General features: G+C 74.0%; 22 protein-coding genes. 11 read left to right on the forward strand and 11 right to left on the reverse strand.

Annotated elements, in window-relative coordinates; genetic code table 11:
• Position 1 precedes the first annotated feature (1 nt).
• Positions 2-2,467, reverse strand: coding sequence for a molybdopterin oxidoreductase family protein (locus O2W14_RS16955; RefSeq protein ID WP_269177288.1), 2,466 nt, complete (start codon positions 2,465-2,467; stop codon positions 2-4).
• A gap of 369 nt (positions 2,468-2,836) precedes the next feature.
• Here O2W14_RS16955 and O2W14_RS16960 point away from each other — a divergent pair, with 369 nt between their 5' ends.
• Entirely contained in the window at positions 2,837-4,036 is a 1,200-nt protein-coding gene (locus O2W14_RS16960; RefSeq protein ID WP_269177289.1) for an HNH endonuclease signature motif containing protein, read from the forward strand.
• A gap of 138 nt (positions 4,037-4,174) precedes the next feature.
• Here the strand turns inward: O2W14_RS16960 and O2W14_RS16965 are convergent, their stop codons facing one another.
• The gene (locus O2W14_RS16965) at positions 4,175-5,089 is read right to left on the reverse strand and encodes a helix-turn-helix domain-containing protein (protein WP_269177290.1); all 915 of its coding nucleotides are present in this window, start codon (positions 5,087-5,089) and stop codon (positions 4,175-4,177) included.
• A 102-nt stretch (positions 5,090-5,191) separates the two neighbouring features.
• Here O2W14_RS16965 and O2W14_RS16970 point away from each other — a divergent pair, with 102 nt between their 5' ends.
• A complete protein-coding gene (locus O2W14_RS16970; protein WP_269177291.1) occupies positions 5,192-6,019 on the forward strand; it encodes an SDR family oxidoreductase in 828 nt (275 codons plus the stop codon).
• Between the two features lie 7 nt (positions 6,020-6,026).
• Here O2W14_RS16970 and O2W14_RS16975 read toward each other — a convergent pair whose 3' ends face one another.
• The gene (locus tag O2W14_RS16975; protein WP_269177292.1) at positions 6,027-6,818 is read right to left on the reverse strand and encodes a DeoR/GlpR family DNA-binding transcription regulator; all 792 of its coding nucleotides are present in this window, start codon (positions 6,816-6,818) and stop codon (positions 6,027-6,029) included.
• A 64-nt stretch (positions 6,819-6,882) separates the two neighbouring features.
• Here O2W14_RS16975 and O2W14_RS16980 point away from each other — a divergent pair, with 64 nt between their 5' ends.
• From O2W14_RS16980 to O2W14_RS16990, 3 genes are all read left to right on the forward strand, one after another.
• Positions 6,883-7,119: a hypothetical protein gene (locus O2W14_RS16980; RefSeq protein WP_269177293.1), complete on the forward strand. Its 237-nt coding sequence runs from the start codon at positions 6,883-6,885 to the stop codon at positions 7,117-7,119.
• A complete protein-coding gene (locus O2W14_RS16985; RefSeq protein ID WP_269177294.1) occupies positions 7,116-7,508 on the forward strand; it encodes an NUDIX hydrolase in 393 nt (130 codons plus the stop codon). The genes O2W14_RS16980 and O2W14_RS16985 overlap by 4 nt, the downstream gene beginning before the upstream one ends.
• 160 nt (positions 7,509-7,668) lie before the next feature.
• Positions 7,669-7,902, forward strand: a complete 234-nt coding sequence (locus tag O2W14_RS16990; protein ID WP_269177295.1) for a hypothetical protein — start codon at positions 7,669-7,671, stop codon at positions 7,900-7,902.
• Positions 7,903-7,953: 51 nt separating this feature from the next.
• Here O2W14_RS16990 and O2W14_RS16995 read toward each other — a convergent pair whose 3' ends face one another.
• A complete protein-coding gene (locus tag O2W14_RS16995; protein ID WP_269177296.1) occupies positions 7,954-8,649 on the reverse strand; it encodes an SDR family NAD(P)-dependent oxidoreductase in 696 nt (231 codons plus the stop codon).
• Positions 8,650-8,750: 101 nt separating this feature from the next.
• Between O2W14_RS16995 and O2W14_RS17000 the strand changes: the two genes are divergently transcribed.
• On the forward strand, positions 8,751-9,578 hold the full coding sequence (locus tag O2W14_RS17000) for a helix-turn-helix transcriptional regulator (protein WP_269177297.1): 828 nt from the start codon (positions 8,751-8,753) through the stop codon (positions 9,576-9,578).
• Positions 9,579-9,588: 10 nt separating this feature from the next.
• Here the strand turns inward: O2W14_RS17000 and O2W14_RS17005 are convergent, their stop codons facing one another.
• The gene (locus O2W14_RS17005) at positions 9,589-11,022 is read right to left on the reverse strand and encodes an MDR family MFS transporter (RefSeq protein ID WP_269177298.1); all 1,434 of its coding nucleotides are present in this window, start codon (positions 11,020-11,022) and stop codon (positions 9,589-9,591) included.
• A gap of 82 nt (positions 11,023-11,104) precedes the next feature.
• Between O2W14_RS17005 and O2W14_RS17010 the strand changes: the two genes are divergently transcribed.
• Complete coding sequence (locus O2W14_RS17010; protein ID WP_269177299.1) at positions 11,105-12,187, forward strand: NAD(P)/FAD-dependent oxidoreductase; 1,083 nt, start codon at positions 11,105-11,107, stop codon at positions 12,185-12,187.
• A 101-nt stretch (positions 12,188-12,288) separates the two neighbouring features.
• A complete protein-coding gene (locus O2W14_RS17015) occupies positions 12,289-14,232 on the forward strand; it encodes a potassium transporter Kup (RefSeq protein WP_269177300.1) in 1,944 nt (647 codons plus the stop codon).
• Between the two features lie 15 nt (positions 14,233-14,247).
• Here the strand turns inward: O2W14_RS17015 and O2W14_RS17020 are convergent, their stop codons facing one another.
• The 4 genes from O2W14_RS17020 to O2W14_RS17035 form a co-directional block, all read right to left on the reverse strand.
• Positions 14,248-15,210, reverse strand: a complete 963-nt coding sequence (locus O2W14_RS17020; RefSeq protein WP_269177301.1) for an intradiol ring-cleavage dioxygenase — start codon at positions 15,208-15,210, stop codon at positions 14,248-14,250.
• A gap of 96 nt (positions 15,211-15,306) precedes the next feature.
• Positions 15,307-16,083 carry an aspartate/glutamate racemase family protein gene (locus tag O2W14_RS17025; protein ID WP_269177302.1) on the reverse strand — a complete coding sequence of 259 codons (777 nt, stop codon included), beginning with the start codon at positions 16,081-16,083 and terminating at the stop codon, positions 15,307-15,309.
• Between the two features lie 4 nt (positions 16,084-16,087).
• A complete protein-coding gene (locus tag O2W14_RS17030) occupies positions 16,088-17,614 on the reverse strand; it encodes an NCS1 family nucleobase:cation symporter-1 (RefSeq protein WP_269177303.1) in 1,527 nt (508 codons plus the stop codon).
• Between the two features lie 144 nt (positions 17,615-17,758).
• Positions 17,759-18,451, reverse strand: coding sequence for a GntR family transcriptional regulator (locus O2W14_RS17035; protein ID WP_269177304.1), 693 nt, complete (start codon positions 18,449-18,451; stop codon positions 17,759-17,761).
• A 157-nt stretch (positions 18,452-18,608) separates the two neighbouring features.
• On the opposite strand from O2W14_RS17035, the gene O2W14_RS17040 reads away from it, so the two are divergent.
• Positions 18,609-20,009, forward strand: coding sequence for a TonB-dependent receptor (locus O2W14_RS17040; protein WP_269177305.1), 1,401 nt, complete (start codon positions 18,609-18,611; stop codon positions 20,007-20,009).
• A gap of 2 nt (positions 20,010-20,011) precedes the next feature.
• Here O2W14_RS17040 and O2W14_RS17045 read toward each other — a convergent pair whose 3' ends face one another.
• Complete coding sequence (locus tag O2W14_RS17045) at positions 20,012-20,644, reverse strand: cytochrome b/b6 domain-containing protein (protein ID WP_269177306.1); 633 nt, start codon at positions 20,642-20,644, stop codon at positions 20,012-20,014.
• Positions 20,628-21,356, reverse strand: coding sequence for a molybdopterin-dependent oxidoreductase (locus O2W14_RS17050; RefSeq protein ID WP_269177307.1), 729 nt, complete (start codon positions 21,354-21,356; stop codon positions 20,628-20,630). The genes O2W14_RS17045 and O2W14_RS17050 overlap by 17 nt, the downstream gene beginning before the upstream one ends.
• 57 nt (positions 21,357-21,413) lie before the next feature.
• On the opposite strand from O2W14_RS17050, the gene O2W14_RS17055 reads away from it, so the two are divergent.
• Both O2W14_RS17055 and O2W14_RS17060 read left to right on the forward strand, forming a co-directional pair.
• Entirely contained in the window at positions 21,414-22,625 is a 1,212-nt protein-coding gene (locus O2W14_RS17055; protein WP_269177308.1) for a threonine synthase, read from the forward strand.
• 247 nt (positions 22,626-22,872) lie between these two features.
• Positions 22,873-24,191, forward strand: a 1,319-nt coding sequence (locus O2W14_RS17060; RefSeq protein WP_269177309.1) for a lytic transglycosylase domain-containing protein, incomplete at its 3' end; no start/stop codon positions are given.

The raw sequence follows: 24,191 nt of genomic DNA on the forward strand, positions 1-24,191 counted from the left end.
GTCACTCCCCACCCAGCGTCGGCGGCTCGTGGGCGTCGACCTGCTCGTCGACGCCGGCCTCGGGGCCGCCCACCGTGGCCGGCACCTCGATGCCCGGTGCCGGGGCGGACGCCGTCGTCGTCGGGGCGGGGGAGGGGCCGGTGCCCGCGGACACCCGGGTGACCCGCACCGAGGCGTTCTTCACCTGCGGTTGCCGGGACACCGGGTCCCAGGAGGTGAGGGTCAGCTCGTTCGCCGCTCTCGCCCGGCCGTCGGGTCCGGACCGGTCCTCGTCCCAGTAGCCGAAGTGGAAGGGCACGAAGACGACGCCGGTGCGGCCCTGCCCGATCCGGGCCGGCACCTCGATCGCCCCGCGCCGGGACTCCACCCGCACCAGGTCGCCCTCGGCGATGCCCAGGTCGCCGGCGTCGGCCACCGACAGCTCCACCCACGCCTCCGGCGCCGCCTTGCGCAGCTGCTCAGCCCGGGCGGTCTTCGTGCGGGTGTGGAAGTGGTAGACCGTGCGGCCGGTGGTCAGCCGCAGCGGGTACTCGTCGTCCGGCTCCTCGTGCGCCGGCACGTACGGCGCGCCCTTGAGCATCGCCCGTCCCGCCGGGTTCATCGCCCGGTGCTCCTGCTCGCTCACCGAGGCCCCGGTGAGCAGGTCCTGCCCGTAGGTCTCCGCGTAGTCGGTCTCGGTGGGGAAGACGCCGTCCTCGTAGAGCCGCTGCGTGCCGTCGGGGTGCTCGTCGTTCACCGGCCACGGGATGCCGCTGCCACCGCGCAGTCGGTCGTAGCTGAGCCCGGTGTAGTCGCACGGCCGGCCGCGGGTGCACTCCTTCCAGGCCTCGAACACCTCCTCCGGGCTCGTCCAGGTCAGCAGCGGAGCGCCGTCCCGGTCGGTGAAGCCCATCCGGCGCGCGTAGTCCAGGAAGATGTCGAGGTCAGGCTTGGCCTCACCCGGCGGCTCGACCGCCTTGTCGCAGAGGTGCACCGTGCGGTTGACGTTGGTCATCGTGCCGGTCTTCTCACCCCACCCGGCCGCAGGCAGGACGACGTCCGCGAGCCGGGCGGTCTCGGTGAGGAACACGTCCTGGACGACGACGAACGTCTGCTCACCGGCCAGGGCGCGGCGGATGCGGCCGGAGTCCGGCATCGACACCACCGGGTTGGTGCCGGAGATCCAGAAGAACTCGATCGAGCCCTCCTCGACGTAGCGGAAGAGCTGCGAGGCGTGCGTCGGCGGCGCCCAGTGCGGGATCACCTCGGGCTCGACGTTCCACAGCTCCGCCAGCTGCTCGATGTGCGCCGGGTTGCCCCAGTTGCGGAAGCCGGACATGTCGCCGTCCGCGCCGGTCTCGCGGGTGTTCTGCGCGGTGGGCTGGCCGTTCATCTGCAGGATGCCCGCGCCGGGGCGGCCGAGCATGCCGCGCAGCAGGTGCAGGTTGTTGACCTGGCAGGAGGCCGCGGTGGCCTGGTTGGACTGGTAGAAGCCCTGCAGCACCGTCGACAGCACGCGGTCGGTGGTGCCGAACACCTCGGCCGCCCGCTCCAGGTCGGCCGGGTCGACGTCGCAGATCTCGCCGGCGTGCTGCGGGGTGTACGGCTCCACGATCTGCGCCAGCTCGTCGAACATGATCGTGTGCGCGGCGACGTACTCCTCGTCGACCCAGCCGCGGTGGATGACCTCGCGGATGAGCGCGTTCATCGCCGCCTGGTTGGTGCCCGGCCGCACGGCCAGGTGGACGTCGGCCTCGCGGGCCACCGGGGTGAGCCGCGGGTCCATGCAGACGATCGCCGGGCGGTCCGGGCCGTGCAGCCGGTCGAGCACCCGCATCCACAGCACCGTCTGCGTCTCGGCCATGTTGTGGCCGTACAGGAAGATCGCCTGCGCCGACTCGATGTCGGCGTAGCTGCCGGGCTGGCCGTCGCTGCCGAAGGTCTCCTTCAGCGCCGCGCCCGCGGTGGCGGTGCACAGCCGGGTGTTGCCGTCCATGTGCGGGGTGCCGACGCCGGCCTTCCCGAGGACGGCGAGGGCGTAGTACTCCTCGAGGAACAGCTGCCCGGTCGTGTAGAAGCCGTGCGACAGCGGCCCCTTCTCCTCGAGCAGTCGCTGGGAGTTCTCCACGACGCGGCCCATCGCGGTGTCCCAGTCGGTCTCGACCAGCTGACCGCCCTCGCGGACCAGCGGCCGGGTGAGCCGGTCGCCGGACCTGCTCCAGTTCCAGCTGCCGTACAGGCCCTTGGGTCCGAGCCGGCCGTGGTTGACCAGGTCGACGCCGCGGCCGCGGACGCCGACCATCTCGCCGTCCTTGACCGCGATGTCGACCGCGCAGCCGTTGCTGCACAGCACGCAGCCGGCCTGGACCCAGCGGTCGACGTCGCCGGCTCCCAGTGCGGGGTCGAGGTGGGTGTCGATCCGCACCGGCCACGGGGTGTCGATGGCGTGGGGGGTGCGGGTGCCCCAGATGTCCGCGATCCGGTCCATGCCCAGCCTTCGCTGCCGTGCCGACCCCGTCTGCTGAGGGCGGGGTCGACGTGCCCGCCGGGTTGCGTGCCGAAACGGTTGCGGACGACGGGAAGACGGCGGGTGACGGGACGAGGGGACGAGGGGACGGCGGGACGGCGCGGAGTCGGGATATCGGGATGTCGGGACGGCGCGGCGTCGGGATGACGAGGGGTCGGGATGTCGGCGTCACGGAACGTCGGCTGCGGATCGGCGTGCGGCAGGTCCTGACCGTCCTTGTCAAGAGCTCGTACGCATCTGTGGACAAGCCACTGAGCTGCGCTTTTGCGTTGTGAGGGACGCTGATCGGCGGTAGACTTCGAACACCTGATCGAACGGCTGGGAGGTGTCGTGAGCGAGTTGCGGTCAGCTCTCGACGCCCTTGCGGCCGACGACCTCCACGACCTGACCGACGGTCAGGTGCTGGACCGGACGGCGTTGCTGGTGCAGGTCGGCAACCGGATCGCCGCCGAGCTGACCCGCACGGTGCGGCACGCGGAGACCACCCGGGCTGCCGAGCACGACGGGCTGAAGAGCATGCGGTCGTGGCTGATCGGGCACACGCGGCTGGCGCCGAACGAGGCCTCGAAGACCGTACGGGCGGGTCGCGCGCTGGAGCACTTCCCGGCCCTGGCGGCCGGGTTCGCCGACGGGGACGTGACTGCGGCGCAGATCGACGTCGTGGCGGTGGAGGTCGGGCCGGGGGAGGTCGCCCGCGCCCAGGAGCAGGACGTCGACCTCGCTGCCTTCGACCGCGACTGGGCGACGATCGCCGCGGCCGCCTCGCACGACGTGCTGAAGACGGCGGTCGAGCTGTTCGCTGCCGCGCTCGACCCCGACGGCACCGAGCCTGACCCGACCGAGGGGCGGCGGCTGTTGATCGCCAAGCACGCCGACGGCAGCGTGACCGGGCGCTTCGACCTTGACGCCATTGGTGGGGAGAAAGTGCAGGCGGCGCTCGAGTCGATTGTGCAGGCCGCCCGCCCGAGGGGTGACGAGCGCACGCGAGCGCAGCAGAACGCCGATGCGCTGGTGCAGCTGTGCGACAACCAGCTCGCCTCCGGTGACCTGCCGATGCTGCGCACCGTCAAGCCGCACGTGGTGGTGAACGTCGACCTCGACGACCTGGTCGACCCTGCTCCTGCCCTGGGCGCTGCCCGCACGGGCTTCGGGGCGACCATCTCCGCGGCCCGCGCCCGCTACCTGGCCTGCGACGGCAGCATCTCCCGCATCGTGATGGAGCCCGACGGTGTCCCGCTCGACCTGGGCCGCGACCACCGGGTGGTCACCCCGGGCTTGCGTCGAGCGGTGGAACGGCGGGACGGGAGCTGCGTCTTCGTCGGCTGCGAGGCCCCGAGCCACTGGTGCGACGTCCACCATCTCGTCCACTGGGTGCACGGCGGGGAGACGAGCCTCGGGAACTCCGCACTCCTGTGCGAACGCCACCACACCAAGGTCCACCACGGGTTCCGGGTCGAACGAGATCCGGGCGGCCGTTGGCGTACCTGGAGACCTGACGAGACCGAGATCCTGATCGGTCCGCTGCTCTGACCTGCTCCACCACCGGCGTCCGGACGCGGCTCAGCCACGCCCGGACGCCTGCCTGTCTGCGGTCGTGTCCGTGACGCCTGCCTGTCTGCGGTCGCGCCCGTGACGCGGGCGCGTGGTCGGGTGCGGGCCGGACGCGGCTCAGCTCCGCCGGGACGCCCGTTCGTCCGTGGTCGTCACCCCGGTGCCGTCGGGCGAGTGCTGGGGGGCGAGCCTCCACTGCTGCGCCGGCGGAGCTGACCCGGTGATCGTGGAGAGCAGGGCCAGTGACTCGGCCGAGCGGGAACCCGGCTCTGCCTGGTAGACCACCAGCACCTGGTCGTCGGCGTCCGCGACCGCGAACTTGTCGTAGCGCAGCTCCAGCTCGCCGACCTGCGGGTGCTGCACCCGGTACACACCTCCGCCGGGGTGGCGGCGCACGTCGTGCCGCGCCCACAGCCGCCGGAAGAGGTCGCTCCGCACCGACAGCTCACCCACCAGCTCCGCCAGCCGCGGGTCGTCGACGTCCGGCCCGGCCGCGTTGCGGAGGACGGCGACCAGGTCGGCGGCGACGGCCTCCACCTCGGCCGGCGAGGTGAGTGCGCCCGGCTCCAGGAGCACCGTGCGCAGCAGGTTGGTGCCCGGGGCGAACAGCGGGGACAGGGCCACCGCCAGCCGGTTGGCCGCCAGCACGTCGAGGTGCCTGCCCTGTACGAACGCGGGCGTGTGGGCCCAGGACTCGACCAGTTGGCTGACACTGGGCCGCACCCGTTCGGCGCGGCGCTGCGCACGCCGCCGGCGGGGTGCCGGGTCGGCGAGGTCGTGCAGGTGGGCGGTCGACGCACCGTCGAGGCCCAGTGCCCGCGCCACCGCGTCCAGCACCTGCGCCGACGGGTGCCGGTCGCGGCCCTGCTCTAGTCGCGTGTAGTACTCGGTGCTCACCCCGGCGAGCATCGCCACCTCGTCCCGACGCAGGCCCGGGACGCGGCGGTGGTTGGTGACGGCGATCCCCACGTCCTCCGGTCGCACCTGCTCGCGCCGGGCGCGGAGGTACTCGCCGATCAGGTTCGCCGTCACGACCTGACCGTAGGTCGCCGGTGCGCCCACGTGCCTGGCCCTGACGGCACCCCTCTCGCCGGGGGCCTGGCTGCGGCCACGCAGCACCCCGACGCTCGGGTCATGACAACGACCTGGCTCATCACCGGGGTGAGCAGCGGCTTCGGCCGCCAGCTCGCCGAACGGCTGCTCGCCCGCGGCGACCGCGTCGCCGGCACGGTGCGGCGTCCCGACGCCGTCGCCGACCTCGTCGACGCGCACCCCGACACCTTCGCCGTCCACCACCTCGACCTCACCGAGACCGACCGCATCCGACCGGTGGTGGACGCCGCGCAGGCACACCTCGGCCGACTCGACGTCGTCGTGAGCAACGCCGGCTATGGGCTGTTCGGCGCCGCGGAGGAGCTCACCGACGCCCAGGTGCGCCACCAGCTCGACACCAACCTGCTCGGCTCCATCCAGCTCATCCGCGCCGCGCTGCCGCACCTGCGCGCCGCCGGCGGGGGGCGCGTGCTCCAGCTGTCGTCCTCGGCCGGTCAGGCCGCGTGGCCGGGGTCCTCGCTCTACAACGCCTCCAAGTGGGGCATCGAGGGGTTCTGCGAGGCCCTCGCCCCCGAGGTGGCGCCCTTCGGCATCGGCGTCACCATCGTCGAGCCCGGCGGCGCGCGCACCGACTTCGGCCACGGCGGCCTGCGCTCCGCCGACCCCCTCGACGCCTACGACGTCTCGCCGGCCGCGGCCGTGCGGGCGTTCCGGGACGGCGGGCCGCCCGGCGTCATCGGCGACCCGGGCCGGATGGCCGAGGCGATGATCGGCAGCGTCGACCAGCAGCCCGCGCCGCTGCGCCTCGTGCTCGGCAGCGACTCGTGGACCGCGATGACCACCTCGCTCGAGGTCCGGTTGGGGTCGGTGCGGGCGCAGCGGGACACGGCGGCCGCGACCGACTCCTGACCAGGCGTCAGGAGGCGGCGGTCGCGTCGTCCTGCTCGGCGGGCGGCGCGACCAGGACCTGCACGGCCTGGTCGCGCCAGCGCGCCACGGCCGGGCCGTCCTCGGTGACGAGCAGGTCGATCCCGGACGGCGGCAGCACCAGGTGCGGGGCCACGCTGTCGTGCTTGCTGCTGTCGGCCAGCACCGCGGTCCGCCGGGCGGCGCGCACCATCGCGGTCTTCACGTCGGCGTCCTCGGCGCTGACCGAGGTGGCGCCGGCGTCCGGGTCCAGCGCGCACGCGCCCAGGAACGCCCAGTCGGCGCGGTGCCGGGCGAGCGCGGCGACGGTGGCCGAGCCGGTGAAGTGCCGCGACCGGCGGTCCCACCGGCCGCCGGCCACGGTCAGCTCCACCTCGGGGTCGGCCTCGAACACCCGCGCGATGTCCGGTGAGTTGGTGACCACCGACAGCGGGCGCACCTCCAGGGCGCGGGCCAGCGCCAGCACCGTCGAGCCGGCGTCCAGGAGCACCGTGTTGCCGGGCCGGACGAGGTCCGCACCGGCCACCGCGTCGGCGATCGCGTCCTTGGCCGCCGCGGCGACGTCGGCGCGGTCGGCCCAGTCCATCCGTGCGGGGTCCAGCAGCACCGCGCCGCCGTGGGTCTTCTGCAGGTGGCCGAGCACCGACAGTGCCCGCAGGTCCCGCCGCACGCTGTCCTCGGACACCTCCAGCAGGGCGGCCAGGGCGCTGACCTCCACCCGGCCGTGCTGCTGCAGCTCCGCCAGGATCCGGGCCTGACGCTCGCGGGCGAACACGCGCATCCCTGCACCTCCGATGCCGATCTCTGCTTGAGCGTGCACGAGTCTGCGGTATCTACTCCCGGTCGTGCAAGGTCCCGCACGTGCCGTCCCGGTCCTCCCCGCCGTCATCGCCGGGTACGTCCGCCAGGTGCCCGGCGGCCGCGGCGCGACCCGGGTCGTCCCGGCCGGGCCGCTGCCGGCGTCCCCGCTGCTCGGCGCGGTCGTCGAGGGCGCCGGGGTCGTCGCGTGGGTGCTCGCCGGTCTCGCGCCGGCGACGACCGCGTGCGCCCTGTCCCTGGTCTCCCACGGGACGACGGCGTGAGTGCCGCCGGCGTCCAGGTGGTGCTGCAGGACGCGGCCGGCGACGTGCTGCTCCAACTGCGGGACGACGACCCGGCGATCCCGTACCCGGGCACGTGGTGCCTGCCCGGCGGGCACCTCGAGCCCGGGGAGTCACCCGTCGCGTGCGCCGTCCGGGAGCTGGAGGAGGAGATGGGCCTGGTGCTCGACCCCGCGCAGCTGCACCACGTCGGCTCGCAGCAGCGCTCCTACGGCTACGAGCACACCTACCGGGCGGTCGTGGACGTCGACCCGGCGACGATCGTGCTGACCGAGGGGCAGGCGGTGCGGTTCTTCTCCCGCGACCAGCTCGCCGGCATGACGCTCGGCTACGAGGACGGCGCCGTCCTGGCCGACCTGCTGGGCGTCTGAGCGGCGGGCGCCGTGGTCTGCGGCCAGCCGGGAGGGCACGACCCGGCGTGGGACCATGGAGCTCTCCGGTGCCGCGTGACCGAGGCGCCGGGAGCTCCCGGTGCCCCGGAGCAGTGCCGGCCCCTGTCGAACGAGCGGCGGGAACAGGTGAGCACTCCTCATGGAGCACGTACGGCACGGCAACGCCCCTCGCCTCGAGCCACCGACCGCCCCACCTGGTGCGGCGCAGGCCCTCGACGCCGCGGACGACGCCCTGGCCGTCGAGGCCGGGCGGCAGCTCGCACGGTGGCGGGACGACGCGTCCGGCAGTACGCACTGGCCGGCCAGTCGCCGGGTGGAGCGGTGCGTCGGCCCCACCCGGCTGGTGCTCGAGGCGTGGGTGTCCCGCCGCTGACCACGTGCCCGACGCGGGGCCGGGGCGACGGCCCGGTCCCGCGTCCGTAGGTCACCAGCCGACGGCGCCGTGCCGGTCGGTGAAGGTGCCGGTCGGGCCGTCGGCGCCGATGGTGGCCATCGCCACGATCGCGTCGGTGCCCTCGGTGACCGTCTGCGGGCCGGAGTGGCCGTTGAAGTCGGTGGCCGTGTAGCCCGGGTCGACGGTGTTGACCCGCAGCTCGGGCAGGAACTGGGCGTAGACCGAGGTGATCATGTTGACCGCCGCCTTGCTGGCCGAGTAGCCGACCGTGGGGAGCGTGGACTCGATCCGGGACTGGTCGCCCCGCACGGTGAACGACCCCAGCCCGCTGGTCACGTTCACGATGACCGGCGCCGCGGACTCGCGCAGCAGCGGCAGGAACGCGTGCGTCGTCCGGACGACGCCGACGGTGTTGGTGTCCAGGACGGTCAGCACCGACGGGCCGTCGAACTCGTCGACCGCGGCGAACGGGCCGGAGATGCCGGCGTTGTTGACCAGCACGTCGAGCCCGCCGAAGCGCTCGCGCATCGTCGTGGCCGCGGTGGCCACGGACTCGTCGGAGGTCACGTCGATCTCGACCCACTCCACGCCGAGCTCCTCGGCCGCCTGCTGCCCGCGCTGGGCGTCGCGCGCCCCGATGACCACCCGGTGCCCGTGCTCCTTCAGTCGCCGGGCCGTCTCGAAGCCCAGGCTCTTGTTGCCGCCAGTGATCAGTGTCGTCGTCATGGCGAGAACGGTGCGCCCGTCCGGGAGGGGTCAGGTAGGCGCGTTCGACCGTATGACTGCCAGTACCACCCAGCCGGACGCCGGTGGACGACGATGGGCGCATGGCCGACCGTGGGGACTTCGCATCGCTGCTGCGCGCGTGGCGGGAGCGGCTGCAGCCGGCGGCGGTGGGCTTCCCGGCGGGCAACCGGCGCACCAAGGGGCTGCGGCGGGAGGAGGTCGCGCTGCTGGCCGGCGTCTCGGTCGACTACCTGGTCCGGCTGGAGCAGGGCCGCGCCGACCGGCCCTCGGTGCAGGTGGTCGCCTCGTTGGCCCGGGTGCTGCAGCTGTCGGACCTCGAGCGCGACCAGCTGCACCTCGCTGCCGGGCTTCCGGTGCCGCTGCCCACCGCCGTCCCGACGCTCATCCCGGCCAGCGTGCAGCGGCTGCTGGCGCGGCTGCCCGACGTCGCCGTCGGCGTCTGGACCGCGCACTGGACGCTGCTGACCGCCAACCCGGCGTGGCGGTCGCTGCTCGGTGAGGTCAGCCCCGGCACCAACCTGGTGCACGCCCACTTCGCCGGCCGGGAGCCGGAGGTGGTCTGGGCCGAGGGCGACCGCGAGCGGCACGAGCGGGCGTTGGTCTCCGACCTGCGCACCGCGCTCATCCGCTACCCCGACGACCCGTCGGTGCAGGCGGTGGTCGCCAGCTGCCGGGCCTTCGACCGCTTCCGGCAGCTGTGGGACGAGGGCACCGTCGTCGAGCACCGGTTCCAGTCCAAGACCTTCGTGCACCCGATGGTCGGGCAGCTCACGCTGGACTGCGACGTCTTCACCGTCATCGGCACCGACCTGCGGATCGTCGCCTACACCGCCGAGCCCGGCTCCGAGGACGCCTCCCGGTTCGACCTGGTCCGCACGCTCGGCACGGTCGAGGTCGCGCCGCACTGACCGCCGGGGCTCAGTCGGTCGCGGGCTCGGGCCGGTCGTGGCGCGGCATGAGCAGGACCGCGAGCAGGAGCAGCACCGAGACCACCGCCGTGGCGAGGAAGACGTGCTGCACGGCGCCGGTCAGCAGGCCGGCGTCGACCCCGGCGTCCTCCAGCGAGGAGGCGCCCAGCGTGGCGTTGACGACCGCGCCGAAGGCGGCCACGCCCACCGCGCTGCCCATCGAGCGGAAGAACATGTTGGTGCCGGTGACCACGCCGCGCTGCTGCCACCCGACGGCGGTCTGTGCGGCGATGAGCGTGGGTGCGGCCGTGATGCCCATGCCCAGCCCGATGGCGAAGCAGGTGGCCCCGACCTGGACGACGCTGGACGTGGCGTCCAGGAGCAGCAGCAGCGAGGAGGCGGCCACCACCACGACCGAGCCCAGCAGCGCCGTCGCCCGGAAGCCGATGCGCAGGTACAGCTTCCCGGCCTGCGAGGCGGAGATGGGCCAGCCGAGGGTGAGCGCGGCGAGGGCGAACCCGGCGACCAGCGGGCCGGTGCCCAGGACCTCCTGCACGTAGGTGGGCACGTAGGAGGTGAGCCCGATCAGCACGGCCCCGACGCACGCGGAGATCAGGCTGGTCGTGAGGACCAGCCGGTCGCCGAGCAGGGACAGCGGGAGGACGGGGTCCGCCGCCCGCCGCTCCACCAGCGCGAACACGCCCAGCAGCAGCACGCCGGCCCCGAGGACGCCGATGCTCTGCGGTGCGGTCCACGCCCAGGCCTGCCCGCCCTCCAGCAGGCCGAGGACCAGCAGGGTGAGCCCCGCGGTGAGCAGCCCGGCGCCGGCGTAGTCGATCTGCGGGCGGCTGCGGGTGACCGTCTCGCTGAACCTCCGCTGCAGCATCCCGGCGGCCAGCACGCACAGCGGGACGTTGACGAAGAAGATCCACCGCCAGCTGACGTACTCGCTGAACACCCCGCCCAGCGTGGGCCCGACGACCGAGCTGATCGCCCACACGCTGGCCAGGTAGCCCTGCACCTTGGCCCGTTCGGAGAGTGAGTACAGGTCGCCGACGATCGTCATGGCCATCGGCTGGACGGCGCCCGCGCCGATGCCCTGCACGGCGCGGGCGGCGATCAGCGCGGGCATGCTCCAGGCGAACCCGCAGAGCACCGACCCCAACAGGAACAGCCCGATGCCGAACAGCATCACGGGCTTGCGGCCGAAGACGTCGGCGAGCTTGCCGTAGACCGGGACGGTGACCGCCTGGGCCAGCAGGTAGATCGAGAACAGCCAGGGGAACTCGGCGAACCCGCCGACGTCGTCGACGATCGAGGGGACCGCGGTCGCGATGATCGTGGAGTCGATCGCGACCAGCGACGTCGAGAGCATGACGCCGATCAGCACCGGCCCCCGCTCGGACCGGAAGCCGACTCCTGCGGACGCCGTCGCTGTGGTCACGGGGGTCCATGGTCCTCGCCTTCGGCCGGTGGTGCTGAGGGCAACGAACGAGATCGCTCACACCGGGTGGCAATCTGGGGGCATGAGCGAGGTCGTCGTCGTCGGTGGGGGAGTGCTCGGAGTCTCGGCCGCCGCGCACCTGGCGCAGCGCGGGGCCGGGGTCACGCTGCTGACCGAGGCCGGGCTGGCCGGCGAGGCGTCGGGGCGGTCGCTGTCCTGGCTGAACTCCGCCGGCGACTTCCCGCCCGCGTACCACCGGCTGCGCCTGCTCGGGCTGGACCGGTACCGCGCCCTCGGCGCGCACGTGTCCTTCGCCGGTGGGCTGCGCTGGGGCGAGGGCGTCCGGGCGTCGTTCGCGCACCAGTCGGCGATCGGCTACCCCGCCGAGTGGCTCACCCGGGACCAGGTCGCCGCCCGGGTGCCCGGCGTCGACCCGGCCGCGGTCCCGGACGAGGGCGCGCTCCTCAACCCGGGCGAGGGGTGGGTCGACCTCCCGGCGCTGGTCGACCGGCTGGCCGGTGACCTGGTCGCGGCCGGGGGGACGGTGCGCACCGGTGCCGGCCGGTGCTCCCCGGTCGTGGCCGGCGGCCGGGTGACCGGCGTCCGGACTGGGGACGGCGCGGTCGTGGGTGCCGACGCCGTGGTGCTGGCCACCGGTGCCGGCGTGCCGGGGGCCCTCGCCGCGCTGGGCGTCCACGTCCCGGACGCGACGTCGAACGCGCTGCTGGTGCGCACCCGGCCGGTCGACGTCGGGCTCACCGCGGTGCTCAACACCCCGCGGGTGGCGCTGCGGCCGGCACCCGGCGGGTCGCTGGTGATGGACGCCGGCTGGTCGGAGGCCGAGGTGGTCCGCCGGGAGGACGGCGGCTTCGAGGTGCGCGACTCCACGGTGCAGGGCCTGCTGCAGGAGGCGTCACGGGTGCTCGCCGGCAGCCCGGAGCTGACGGCGGAGTCCGTCGGCGTCGGGCGGAAGCCGATCCCGGGCGACGGGCACCCGGTGCTCGGGCCGGTGCCCGGCGTCGGCGGGCTGAACGTCGCCTTCACCCACAGCGGCGCAACCCTCGGGCTGATCGCCGGGGAGCTGCTGGCCGGCGAGGTGCTCGGGGACGGGCCGAGCCCGCTGCTGGGCGACTTCCGGGTGGACCGGTTCGCCCCCGGTCGCTGACCGACCGGCGGTCGACGCCGCCCCGCAGCGTGACCCAGCTCGCGCAGCGGGGTGCGACGGACGGGACGACACTGGCTCGTCGTGCAGCCCAGGGGTGTCCGATGAGCGAGTCCGTGCTGACCCCGGACGTCGAGGGCGGTGCGGCGTCGCGCGCCCCTGGCGGGCACGCCCGCAAGGGGCTGGTGCTCGCCGCGCTCGGCATCGTCTTCGGTGACATCGGCACCAGCCCGCTCTACGCGCTGCAGACCGTCTTCTCCATCGACGACGGCGCCGTCCAGCCCACCGAGGGCGACGTCTACGGCGTCATCTCGCTGATGTTCTGGTCGATCACGCTGATCGTCTCGGTCAAGTACGTCGGCGTCGTCATGCGGGCCGACAACGAGGGCGAGGGCGGGGTCATGGCGCTGGCCGCCCTGGCCCGGCGGCTCTACGCCGACCGTGGCCGGCCCACGCGGTGGCTGCTGCTCGTCGGCGTCGTCGGGGTCGCGCTGTTCTACGGCGACTCCGTCATCACCCCGGCGATCAGCGTGCTGTCGGCGGTCGAGGGCCTCGAGGTCGCCGCCCCGGCACTGAGAAACGTCGTCCTGCCGATCGCCGCGGTCATCCTCACGCTGCTGTTCGCCGCGCAGCGGTACGGCACCGGGCGGGTCGGGCGGCTCTTCGGCCCGGTCACCGCCTGCTGGCTCGCCGCGCTCGCGCTCGGGGGGCTCGGTCAGGTCGTGCAGCACGTCGAGGTGCTCCAGGGCCTCTCGCCGACCTGGGCGGTGTCCTTCGTGCTGGACCACCCCGGCACCGCCTTCATCGCGATCGGTGCGGTCGTCCTGGTCATCACCGGCGCCGAGGCCCTCTACGCCGACATGGGCCACTTCGGCCGTCAGCCGATCCTGCGGGCCTGGTTCGCCTTCGTCCTCCCGGCCCTGGTGCTCAACTACCTCGGCCAGGCAGCGCTGGTGCTGCACGTGCCCGGCGCGACCGACAGCCCGTTCTTCCTGCTCTACCCGGACTGGGCACGGATCCCGATGGTCGTGCTGGCCACCGCGGCCACCGTGATCGCCAGCCAGGCGGTCATCTCCGGCGCCTTCTCGCTGTCCCGCCAGGCCATGCAGCTGGGTCTGCTCCCGCCGCTGACGGTCAAGCAGACCTCGGAGGAGGAGAGCGGGCAGATCTACCTGCCCGGCGTCAACGCGATCCTGTTCGTCGGCGTCCTCGTGCTGATGTTGGGCTTCCGGTCCTCCGAGCGGCTGGCCACCGCCTACGGGGTGTCGGTCACCGGTGCGCTCGTCGTCGACACGCTGCTGCTGCTCGTCGTCGCCCGGGTGCTCTGGCACTGGCAGCCGTGGAAGCTCGCGCTGGCCGCGGTCGCCTTCGGCGGGGTGGAGCTGGTGTTCCTTGCCGGCAACCTGTCCAAGGTCGTGCACGGCGGCTGGCTGCCGCTGGTCATCGCCGCCCTGGTGTTCACCGTGATGACCACCTGGCGGCGCGGCCGGGAGATCGTCAGCGCCAACCGCCGGCGGATGGAGGGCTCGATGGAGCAGTTCGTCGAGGACGCCCGCCGGCACGGGGGGTCGCGGGTGCGCGGGGTCGCGGTCTTCCCGCACCCCAGCAAGGAGACCGCACCGCTGGCGCTGCGGGCGAACACCCAGCACAACCACGTGCTGCACGACACCGTGATCATCGTGTCGATGGCCTCGGCCAACGTGCCGCACGTGCCCCCGGCCGAGCGGCTCACCGTCGACGACCTGGGCTACGCCGACGACGGCATCCAGCACGTGTCGGTGCGGCTGGGCTTCGCCGACGAGCCCGACCTGCCCGCTGCCCTGCGCCAGGCGCGCGACGAGGGGCTGCTCGACCCGCCCGGGGTCGACGTGGAGGGCGCGTCGTACTTCCTGTCCCGCGGCTCCATCCGGCGCACCGCCGCCCCGGGCATGGCCCGCTGGCGCAAGACGCTGTTCGTCGGCCTGGCCAAGGGCGCGGCCAACCCGGCGGCCTACTTCAACCTGCCGCCGGACTCGACCGTGACCATGGGCAGCGACGTCGAGGTCTGACCCGCCGGCGGAACGTCAGGTCGTGGGGCTGCCCGGCGCCGTGCCGGGCGGTCGGGCGCCACCCCTGCCACCCGACGGCGGGGCGCCGGAGGGTGCGCCGTCACCGGAGAGCTGGCCCCCGGTCGGGGTGGTCCTGGTGTCGACGCCGACGGTGAGGGAGACGGCGTAGCCGCTGGTGACGTCGCCGGTGACGGTGCCGAGCTGGCTGGCGCCGTCGTCGTCGCCGAACACGTTGTCCTCGGCGAGGCTGACCTGCGCCAAGGTCCTCACCGAGGACTCGTAGCCCGCGGTCGCGTACACCGCGGTGCAGACGTCCTCGGGCACGGCCACCTGCGAGGTGGCGATCGCCGTCGTGGAGTCGGTGATGCTGGCCTGGTCGGGGTAGACCTCGAAGTGGACGTGCGGCCACCGTCCGGTGTAGCAGGCCGGGAAGACGCTGGTGAAGGTGACCGTGCCGTCGGCGTCGGCGATCTGCACGCCGCGCAGGTAGTTCTCCGCGGTGATGCCCTCGGAGTACAGGGAGTAGCCGCCATCGCGGTCGCAGTGCCAGACGTAGACGGCCACCCCGGCGAAGGGGGCACCGCCGTTCGCCAGGTCGGTGACGGTGAGCTCCAGGGTCATCGGCACGCCCTCCGCCGTCCCGCTGGCGTCGCCGAAGCTGGACCGGATGTCGCTGCGCACGATGCCGCTGAGCGCCAGGACGTCCGGCCCGTTCGAGCCATCGCCCGGGTAGGGCCCCGCCGTCTCGTCCGGGATCTCCCCGGACGCCGCGGTCGCGGACGCCGCCACAGAGCTGCCGGCCGACCCGCCGCCGCAGGCGGCGAGCCCGAGGCCGGCGGCGCTCAGGCCCAGGACGCCGAGCATCCTGCGGCGGCTGACCAGGGTGTCGAGGTCGAAGCCCAGGCCCTGGTCGACGACCTCCTCGTCCGGTCTGGCCAGTGGCCGGCCCTCGAAGGTGCGCTGTCGTCCGTGCGTCATGTCGTCCCCCAGTCGTCCTGCTGTCCGTACCGGGCCGACCCTGCCGGGAGCCGCTGTGCGGGGAGCCGTGTCCGCTGTGGTGACGCTGTGAGCTGCCTACCGGCCGGGTGGGGCGGTGAGGAGCGGTGGGCGGGCACCGGACGGCCGGCTGCCGAAGCCGGCCAGTGGGCCGGCGTAGGGCTTGGGCGGTGGCGGGGCGAACTCGCCGCGCTTGCCGGTGGTCAGCCCGAGCCGGACCAGCCCCTCCACGGTGACGACCGCCGCGGCGACCCCGTCGACGACCGGCACCCCGACCCGCACGGTCAGCTCCGCGGCCAGGTCGGCCATCCCGGCGCAGCCCAGCACGATCGCGTCGACGCCCTCGGTGGCCACGACGTCCGCGCACTCCGCGGCGATCCGCGAGCGCGCCGCCGCGTCGGTCTCCAGCGCCAGGACGGCGATCTCGACCGCCCGCACCGTGCGGCACTGCTCGCGGACGCCGTAGCGGGCCGCGAGGTCCCAGGCGCGGCCCGTGGTGCGGGCCAGCGTCGTCACCACGCCGAAGGAGCGGCCGAGGAACGTGGCCGCCCGCATGCCGGCCTCGGCGATGCCGACCACCGGCCCGGCGGCCAGCTCCCGGGCGGCGTCCAGGCCCGGGTCGCCGAAGCAGGCGACCACGTGGCCGTCGGCGCCGCCGGCCTCCCCGGCGGCGATCTGCGCGAGCAGTCCGGGGACGGCGAGCGCCTCGTCGTAGTGGCTCTCGATGGACACCGGCCCCATCGCCGGGTTGACCGCGACGACCGCGGTGCCCGGGCCGGCGGCGGCCCGGGCACTGCGCCCGATCAGGTCGGTCATCGACGCGGTGGTGTTCGGGTTGACGACCTGGATCAACACTGCGCTATGCGCGCGTTCCGTCGGAGACGCCGGCCTCGGCCGGGTCCAGCTGCGGCATCATCGGGCGGATCCGCTCGCACCCGGTGAAGAGGACGAAGCCGAGGGCGCAGCCGATGAACCAGCCGTAGTCGCCCACCGAGGCGAACAGGGTCAGCAGCACGGTCGGCACACCCGCGCCCACCACGGCCAGCACCGCGTTGGGGTTGTAGCCGCCGCGGAACCAGTACCGGCCGGTCGGGGCCATCGAGTACAGGTCGTCGACGGCGACCCGCTGCTTGCCGGCCAGGTAGTAGCCGGCGATGAGGATGCCGAACAGCGGGCCGATGAGGCTGCCCAGGATGCCGAGGCTGAACCGGATGCCCTCCGCGCTGTCGTACCAGTTCCACGGGGTGAGCAGCACCGAGCCGACGGCGGCGATCATCCCGCCGGCGCGCCAGCTGATCTTCTGCGGCGAGACGTTGGAGAAGTCGAACGCCGGGGCGATGAAGTTGGCGACGATGTTGATGCCGACCGTGGCGATGACGAAGGTGAGCCCGCCCAGCAGGATCGCGAACGTCGAGTCGATCGCCTCCACCGTGGCGATCGGGTCGGTGATCAGCTCGCCGAACACCGGCACGGTCGCCGAGGCGCAGACGACCGTGAGCAGGGAGAAGAACAGGAAGTTCAGCGGCAGGCCGAGCAGGTTGCCCCGCTTGACCGCGGCGAAGCTCTTCCCGTACCGGGCGAAGTCGCCGAAGTTCAGCATCGGGCCGGAGAAGTAGGAGACCACCAGCGCGATCGCGCCGAGCATGGTGGAGACCGTGGCCCAGCCGCTCAGCGTCGGGCCGGTGTGCAGGCTCAGGTCGATGTTCGACCAGCCGGCCTTCGAGACCAGGTAGCCGGCCAGGATGATCATGACGACGTAGACGGCCGGGCCGGCGAAGTCGATGAACTTGCGGATCGTCTCCATGCCCCGCCAGAACAGCGCCGCCTGGGCGACCCACAGGACGGCGAAGGAGATCCAGCCCAGCGCCTCCAGCCCGAGGAACGAGTGCTCGAGCAGCGTCTCGGAGCCCGGGACGAACTTCAGCCAGATGATGTTCAGGCTGCTGGCGGCCAGGAAGGTCTGCACGCCGTACCAGGCGACGGCGATGAGCCCGCGGATGATCGCCGGGATGTTGGCGCCCTTGACGCCGAACACCGCCCGGTTGATCACCGGGTACGGGACGCCGGTCTGCTGGCTGGGCTTGGCGACCAGGTTGACGAACACCTGGACGATGACGATGCCGACGACGAGGGCGAGGAGCACCTGCCAGGCGGCGATGCCCAGGGCGAAGAGGCTGCCGGCGGTGACGTAGCCGCCGACGCTGTGCACGTCGGACATCCAGAACGCGAAGATGTTGTAGGAGCCCCAGCGCTGCTCGCGCAGCGGGGCCAGGTCGGCGTTGGTGAGCCGGGGGTCGTACCCGTCGGCGACGAGGGCGCCGTCGGGTGCGGCGGCCGAGGGGGCCGTCGCAGCGAGCGACGTCGGCTCGGGGGCGGTGGTGGTCATGGGGGCTCCTGCGGGTCGTCGGCGGGTGGCGGCTCGGCGGGGTCCGTCGGGATCCGTGGTCCGCCGAGCGGCCGTCGCGGATCCGACGGCGCGAACGCTAGGGAGCAGGTGTTGCCCCCGGATGACGCTGCGGGTATATCCGGGTCAGGGGTCGGCGGGGAGGTCGGCGACGATCCCCTGCAGCCGCCGGTAGTGGACGTCGGTCAGCTCGACCAGCGCCGCGGCGTCCCGGGCGGCGAAGGCGTCCAGCATCCCGACGTGGTCCGCGGCCAGGGCTGCGGTCGCCTGCGGCGAGGCGTGCGACATCGGCCGGCCGGGCTCGGTCACGTTCCAGGCGCCCTCCAGCATCTGCAGCAGCCGGTGCATCTGGCAGGGCGCCAGCAGCGCCATGTGGAAACGGCGGCTCCACCGGTGGTGGTCCGCCGAGCCACCCCGGGCGGTCGCCGCCTCCAGCTCCCGCAGCGCCGCCGCCGCCGTCCCGACGTCCGCCGGGGTGGCCCGGGACACCGCCGCGGTGATCGCGGCGTGCTCCAGCGAGGCCCGGACGACGTAGAGCTCGGCCAGCTCCTCGCGGGTGAGCCGGGCGACGACGTAGGCCCCGCGGACCTGGTGGGTGACCAGCCCCTCGGCGACCAGCGTCTTGAGCGCCTCGCGCACCGGGATGGAGCTCAGGGAGAACCGGGCGGCGACCTCGTCCACCGGGATCGGCGCGCCGGGCCGCACCCGGCCGGACAGGATCGCCGCCCGCAGCTCCTCCAGGACCAGCGCCTGCGAGGGGGTGTCGTGCGGCCCGGCCAGGGCGGCGACCCAGGGCGCGGGCGGGCGCTGTCGGGCCATGCGACCTCCTGTCGGAGCGGGAGCGGGGGACGGTAGTGGAGGCGTGTTACGAGTCGTCGTCCCGACGTCCGGTGGACGTCGCACGGCCGCACCGGGTCGCTACGCTCCGCCCCACCCCGGTCCGGCAGGACGCTGCCGGTGCAGACAGGAGCCCTCGATGGACGCCGGCACCGACACCCTGCAGAAGGCCCTGCAGATCAACCTCGACCCCCGCTGGTACGGCACCATCGCCGAGATCGGCGCGGGCCAGGAGGTCGCCCGCTGGTTCTTCCGGGCGGGCGGCGCGGCCGGCACCGTGGCCAAGTCGATGTCGGCCTACGACATGGCGGTCAGCGACGCCGTCTACGGCAAGTCCGACCGTTACGTGTCCAAGGGCCGGCTGCAGGCGATGCTCGACCACGAGTTCGAGCTGAACGTGGACCGGCTCGGCGAGGCGCGCGGCGACGAGACGGCGTTCTTCGCCTTCGCCGACACCGTGGTGGCCCGCAGCTACCGCGGCGGGAACGAGTGCCACGGCTGGATGGGCGTGAAGTTCCAGGCATCGCCGCGCGACGAGCCCAGCCAGGTCGTGCTGCACGTCCGGATGCTCGACGACGGGGCCGCCCTCCAGCAGGAGGCGCTGGGCGTCGTCGGGGTCAACCTGCTGCACGCCGCGTTCTTCCACCACCACGAGCCCGAGCGGCTGGTCGAGAGCCTGCTCCACCGGCTCACCACCGGGCGCATCGAGATCGACATGATCGAGCTGCGGGGCATCGAGTTCCGCGCGGTGGACAACCGGCTGATCGCCCTGACGCTGGTCCAGCTCGGCCTGTCCGGCGTGGCCATGTTCGGTCCCGACCGGCAGGTGCTGCAGCCGAGCGAGGTGCTGCGGAAGCGGGCCGTCCTGGTCGAGCGCGGCAGCTTCCGGCCACCCACGGTGGTCAACGTGCACATGCTCGAGGCGGCCGGGGAGAAGTTCGCCCAGGACCCGGCGGTGGCCGGCCGCGACGTCCTGGTGCTCACCGAGCTGACCATGGCCAACCTGCGGGCGGGCGGCGACGCCGTCGACCGACGTGACTTCCTGGCCCGCGCCGACCTGCTCGCCGCGTGCGGGATGACCGTGCTGATCTCGGACTTCGCCGCACACCACCGGCTCGCCGCCTACCTGACCCAGCGCACCGACGGCCGGATCGGCATGGTCATGGGCGTCCCGAGCCTCATCGAGCTGTTCGACGAGCCCTCCTACGCCGCGTTGCCCGGCGGCATCCTCGAGGGCTTCGGCCGGCTGCTGAAGAACGACCTGCGGCTGTTCGTCTACCCGATGCTGCGCGACGGCGAGGTGGTCACCGCCGAGACCGTCCGGGTCGCCGAGGAGCTGCAGCCGCTCTACGACTACCTGGCCCGGCGCGGGAGCTTCGTGCCGCTGGACAACCACCGGCCGGAGTACCTGCCGATCCTCAGCCGGGACGTGCTGAAGTTGATCCCGACCGAGGACGAGAGCTGGGAGGCCATGGTGCCGCCCGAGGTGAGCGGACTGATCCGCAAGCGCGGCTTCTTCGGCTTCCCGCGGGACCGCTGAGGTCAGTCCCGTCGGTCCGGGGCCGGGCCGGCGAGCTCCTCGGCCCAGGCGGCGTGCTCGCTGCGCGCCCAGCTCACCGGCACGCGGCCGGTGCGGATGCCGAGCATCGCGACCGGGTCGCGCAGCGCGTGCGACAGGTGGCCGAGCACCAGCAGCCCGAACGCCAGCGCCGTCCAGTCGTGCACGAGCGTCGCCCCGGTGCGCCAGGACAGCGGCGTCAGGTCGGGGAGCCACATGACCGCGCCGGTCATCAGCAGGACGGCGCCGCCCCCGGCGCTGAGCGAGCCGTTGAGCTTCTGCCCGGCGTTGAACTTGCCCACCGCGATCGCCCCGTCGCGCCGGGTCCGTGACCGCAGCCACTGCCAGTCACGGGCGGTGAAGCGGTCGAGCTCGGCGGCGTCGGCGCGCACGCTGCGGGAGGCAAGCCCCAGCAGGACCGGGACCGGCAGGGCGACGCCGCTCCACACGTGCACCGCCTCGACCACCGGCCGGTGCCCGACGAGCACCTGCAGCTCGCTGTTGTAGAGCACCGCCGCGGAGACGATGAGCACCAGCACCAGGACGCCGGCCACCCCGTGCACCCAGCGCACCGCGCGGGAGAAGCGGAGCAGCCCGGCCTCAGGCGGTCGGGTCATCGTCGCGCCCGTTGGTGCTGCCGACCCAACCGTCGAGGTCGTAGCCGCGCTCCTCCCAGTACCCGGGCTGCACGTCGGCGGTGAGCTCGATCCGGTTCAGCCACTTGATGCTCTTGTAGCCGTACATGGGCGCGGCGTAGAGCCGGACCGGGCCTCCGTGGTCGTGGGTGACCGGGGCGCCCAGCATCTGCAGCGCGACCAGGACGTCGGGTCGGCGGGCCTGCTCCAGGGTCAGGCTCTCGGTGTACTCGCCGTCGAAGGAGGTCAGCCGCACCGCGGTCGCGCCGTCCACCGGGCCGGCCAGGTCGAGCAGGTGCGACAGCGGCACGCCGGCCCATGGGACGTCGGGGACCCGCCAGCCGGTGACGCACTGGAAGTCGCGCACCAGCTCGGTCTGCGGCATCGCCTGCAGGTCGGTCAGGGTGTGCTCGGCCGGGCGCTCGACCAGCCCGGACACCGCCAGCCGGTAGCCCGCCGCAGTCGCCTCGGGCACGGCGCCGGTGACGGAGTAGAAGCGGAAGCCCTGGCCCACGGGCAGGGTCGCGATCAGCCCGGTCGGGTCGCGGATCTGCAGCTCGGCCACCAGCGGGGTCAGCCGCTCCTGCAGCGCGGCGCCGCCGACGATGCCCGCCGCGCCCAGGCCCAGCAGGCCGAGGAACACCCGCCGGCCGACCGGTGCGCCCTCGGGACGGCGGCCGGCGGGAGTGGTCATGCCGCCGAGTATCGGCGCCCACGGCCGGCGGCGGTGCCCGGTGGGCAGACTGGGGTGGTGACGTTCTCCTCCCTCTCGCACCTGGAGTGCTCCCGCGACGGGTCGCGGCACGACGCCGACGTCGTCCAGGGGACCTCGCCGCTGGGCGCCCCGCTGCTGGCCCGCTACGACCTGGCGCAGACTGCGGCGACCGTGACCCCGGCCGAGATCGCGTCCCGCCCGCCGACGCTGTGGCGGTACCACGAGCTGCTGCCGGTGCGGGACCCCGCGCACGTGGTCACCCTCGGGGAGGGCATGACGCCGCTGCTGGACCTGCCCACCCACGGTGCCCGGCTCGGCGTCCCGGGGCTGCGGATGAAGGACGAGGGGCTGGTGCCCACCGGTGCGTTCAAGGCCCGCGGCGCGGCGGTCGGCGTCTCGCGGGCCAAGGAGCTCGGCGTGCAGGGCATCGCGATGCCCACCAACGGCAACGCGGGGGCGGCGTGGGCGGCGTACGCGGCGCGGGCCGGGATGGACGCGCTGATCGCGATGCCGGTCGACGCCCCGGAGATCACCCGCCGGGAGTGCGTGGTCACCGGCGCCGAGCTGTACCTGGTCGACGGGCTGATCGGGGACGCCGGTGCGCTCATCAAGGCCGCGGTCGCCGCCCGCACCGGCTACCAGGACACCGCGACGCTGCGCGAGCCCTACCGCATCGAGGGCAAGAAGACGATGGGCTACGAGATCGCCGAGCAGCTGGGCTGGCGCTGCCCCGACGTGGTCCTGTACCCGACCGGCGGCGGGGTCGGCATCATCGCCATCCACAAGGCGCTGCTGGAACTGCGCGAGCTGGGCTGGATCACCGGCGACCTGCCGCGGCTGGTCGCCGTCCAGGCCGCCGGCTGCGCGCCGATCGTCGACGCCTTCGCCGCCGGCCTGACCGAGAGCACCGCGCCGGCCGACCCGTACACGGTGGCCTTCGGCATCACGGTGCCCAAGGCGCTCGGTGACTTCCTGGTGCTCGACGCCGTCCGCTCCACCGGCGGGACGGCGATCGCGGTGACCGACGAGGAGCTGCTGGCCGCCCAGGTGGCGCTGGCCCAGGACGAGGGCACCTGGGTCTGCCCCGAGGGCGCGGCCTGCTTCGCCGCGGTCGGCCGGCTGCGGGAGTCCGGCTGGCTCGACGGCACCGAGGACGTCGTCGTGCTCAACACCGGCACCGGACTGCTGTACCCCGACACCGTGCCGGTCGACGTCCCGACCCTGGCCAGGGACGGCGTCATCCCCTGAGGTCACCGCCGCCGCGGTCGTCCCGGGGACCGGTGGACCCGTGCCGGTGACCCGGCGCGCCGGTGACGGGCAAGAGTTCACCCGCGGGCCATGGCGCCTGTCGTCCCCTCGGCTTACGGTCGACAGCGTCCCGTCGGGCGTGTGCGCCGGCTCACTGCACGCGGCCGGGGACGGCCGCACGGTGGATGCTCCGGGGGGAACACAGGGTGTCGAACTGCATGCCGCACGACGACCGCGAGGCTGCCGCGTGAGCGGGCGCCACCGCCGGGGCGGACGACCCGGTCGGGGCGTCGTCCTGACCGCGGGCCTGACCACGGCGCTGGTCGCGCTCCTGCCCGGTGCCTCCGCGGCGCCGACCACCGTCGCCGGCGCCCCGGTCCCCGGGGACCGGTCCACGAGCACCGCGGCCGCGTCGGTCGCCCGGCTGTCCCCCCACCGTGCCGACCCCGACCTGCTGGCCTCGCCGGTGCTCCAGGGTGCCGCGCTGGCGGAGTCGGCGGCCGCCTCGCCGGCCCAGCCGGCCCAGCCCGCCCAGCCCGCCCCGGTCGGCACCGTCGCGCCACGGTCCGCGGACGCCGCGCGCTCGCCGCTCGCGGCCGGTGGGATCCCCACCACGGCGATGCAGGCCTACACCCGCGCGGCCGAGCTGGCCGACTGCGGCATCAGCTGGACGCTCATCGCGGCCATCGGCCGGGTCGAGTCCAACCACGGCCGGTTCGCCGGTGCGGTGCTGTCGACCGACGGGCTCTCCACGCCGCCGATCGTGGGCATCCCGCTCACCGGCAACGGCACCGCGCGCATCCTCGACTCCGACGGCGGCCGCTTCGACGGCGACACCGTGCACGACCGGGCCGTGGGCCCGATGCAGTTCATCCCGACCACGTGGGCCGTCTACGGCGCCGACGGCAACGGCGACGGCCGCCGGGACCCGTTCAACATCAACGACGCCGCCGTCGCGACGGGGGCCTATCTCTGTGCCGCCGGGGGCGACCTGAGCACCGAGTCCGGCCGCGCCCGCGCCGTCTTCGCCTACAACCACTCCGACGAGTACGTGGCCACCGTGCTCGGGCTGGCCGCGTCCTACGCCGGCACCCCGCCGCCGCACGTCCCGACCCCGGCCGGGCCCGCCCCGACCGTGCCCCCGGCCGACCCGGGCCGGCCCCCGGCGATCGCGCAGGGGCCGGTGGAGGTCCCGCCGGCCGTCGACCGGGGGGTGCCCGCCGGTGACACCCCAGCGCCGCCGCCGTCCAGCGGGCAGCCCCCGGTGCTCGCGGCTCCCCAGCCGCCCACGTCACCTGCTGCCCTGGAGCCTCCTGCGCCGACGACGGAGCCTCCTGCGCCGACGACGGAGCCTCCTGCGCCGACGACGGAGCCCGCGCCGACGACGGAGCCCGCGCCGACGACGGAGCCCGCGCCGACGACGGAGCCTCCTGCGCCGACGACGGAGCCCGCGCCGACGACGGAGCCCGCGCCGACGACGGAGCCTCCTGCGCCGACGACGGAGCCCGCGCCGACGACGGAGCCCGCGCCGACGACGGAGCCTCCTGCGCCGACGACGGAGCCCGC

It is taken from the genome of Modestobacter sp. VKM Ac-2986, from assembly GCF_026967795.1.
Classification (GTDB): domain Bacteria; phylum Actinomycetota; class Actinomycetes; order Mycobacteriales; family Geodermatophilaceae; genus Modestobacter.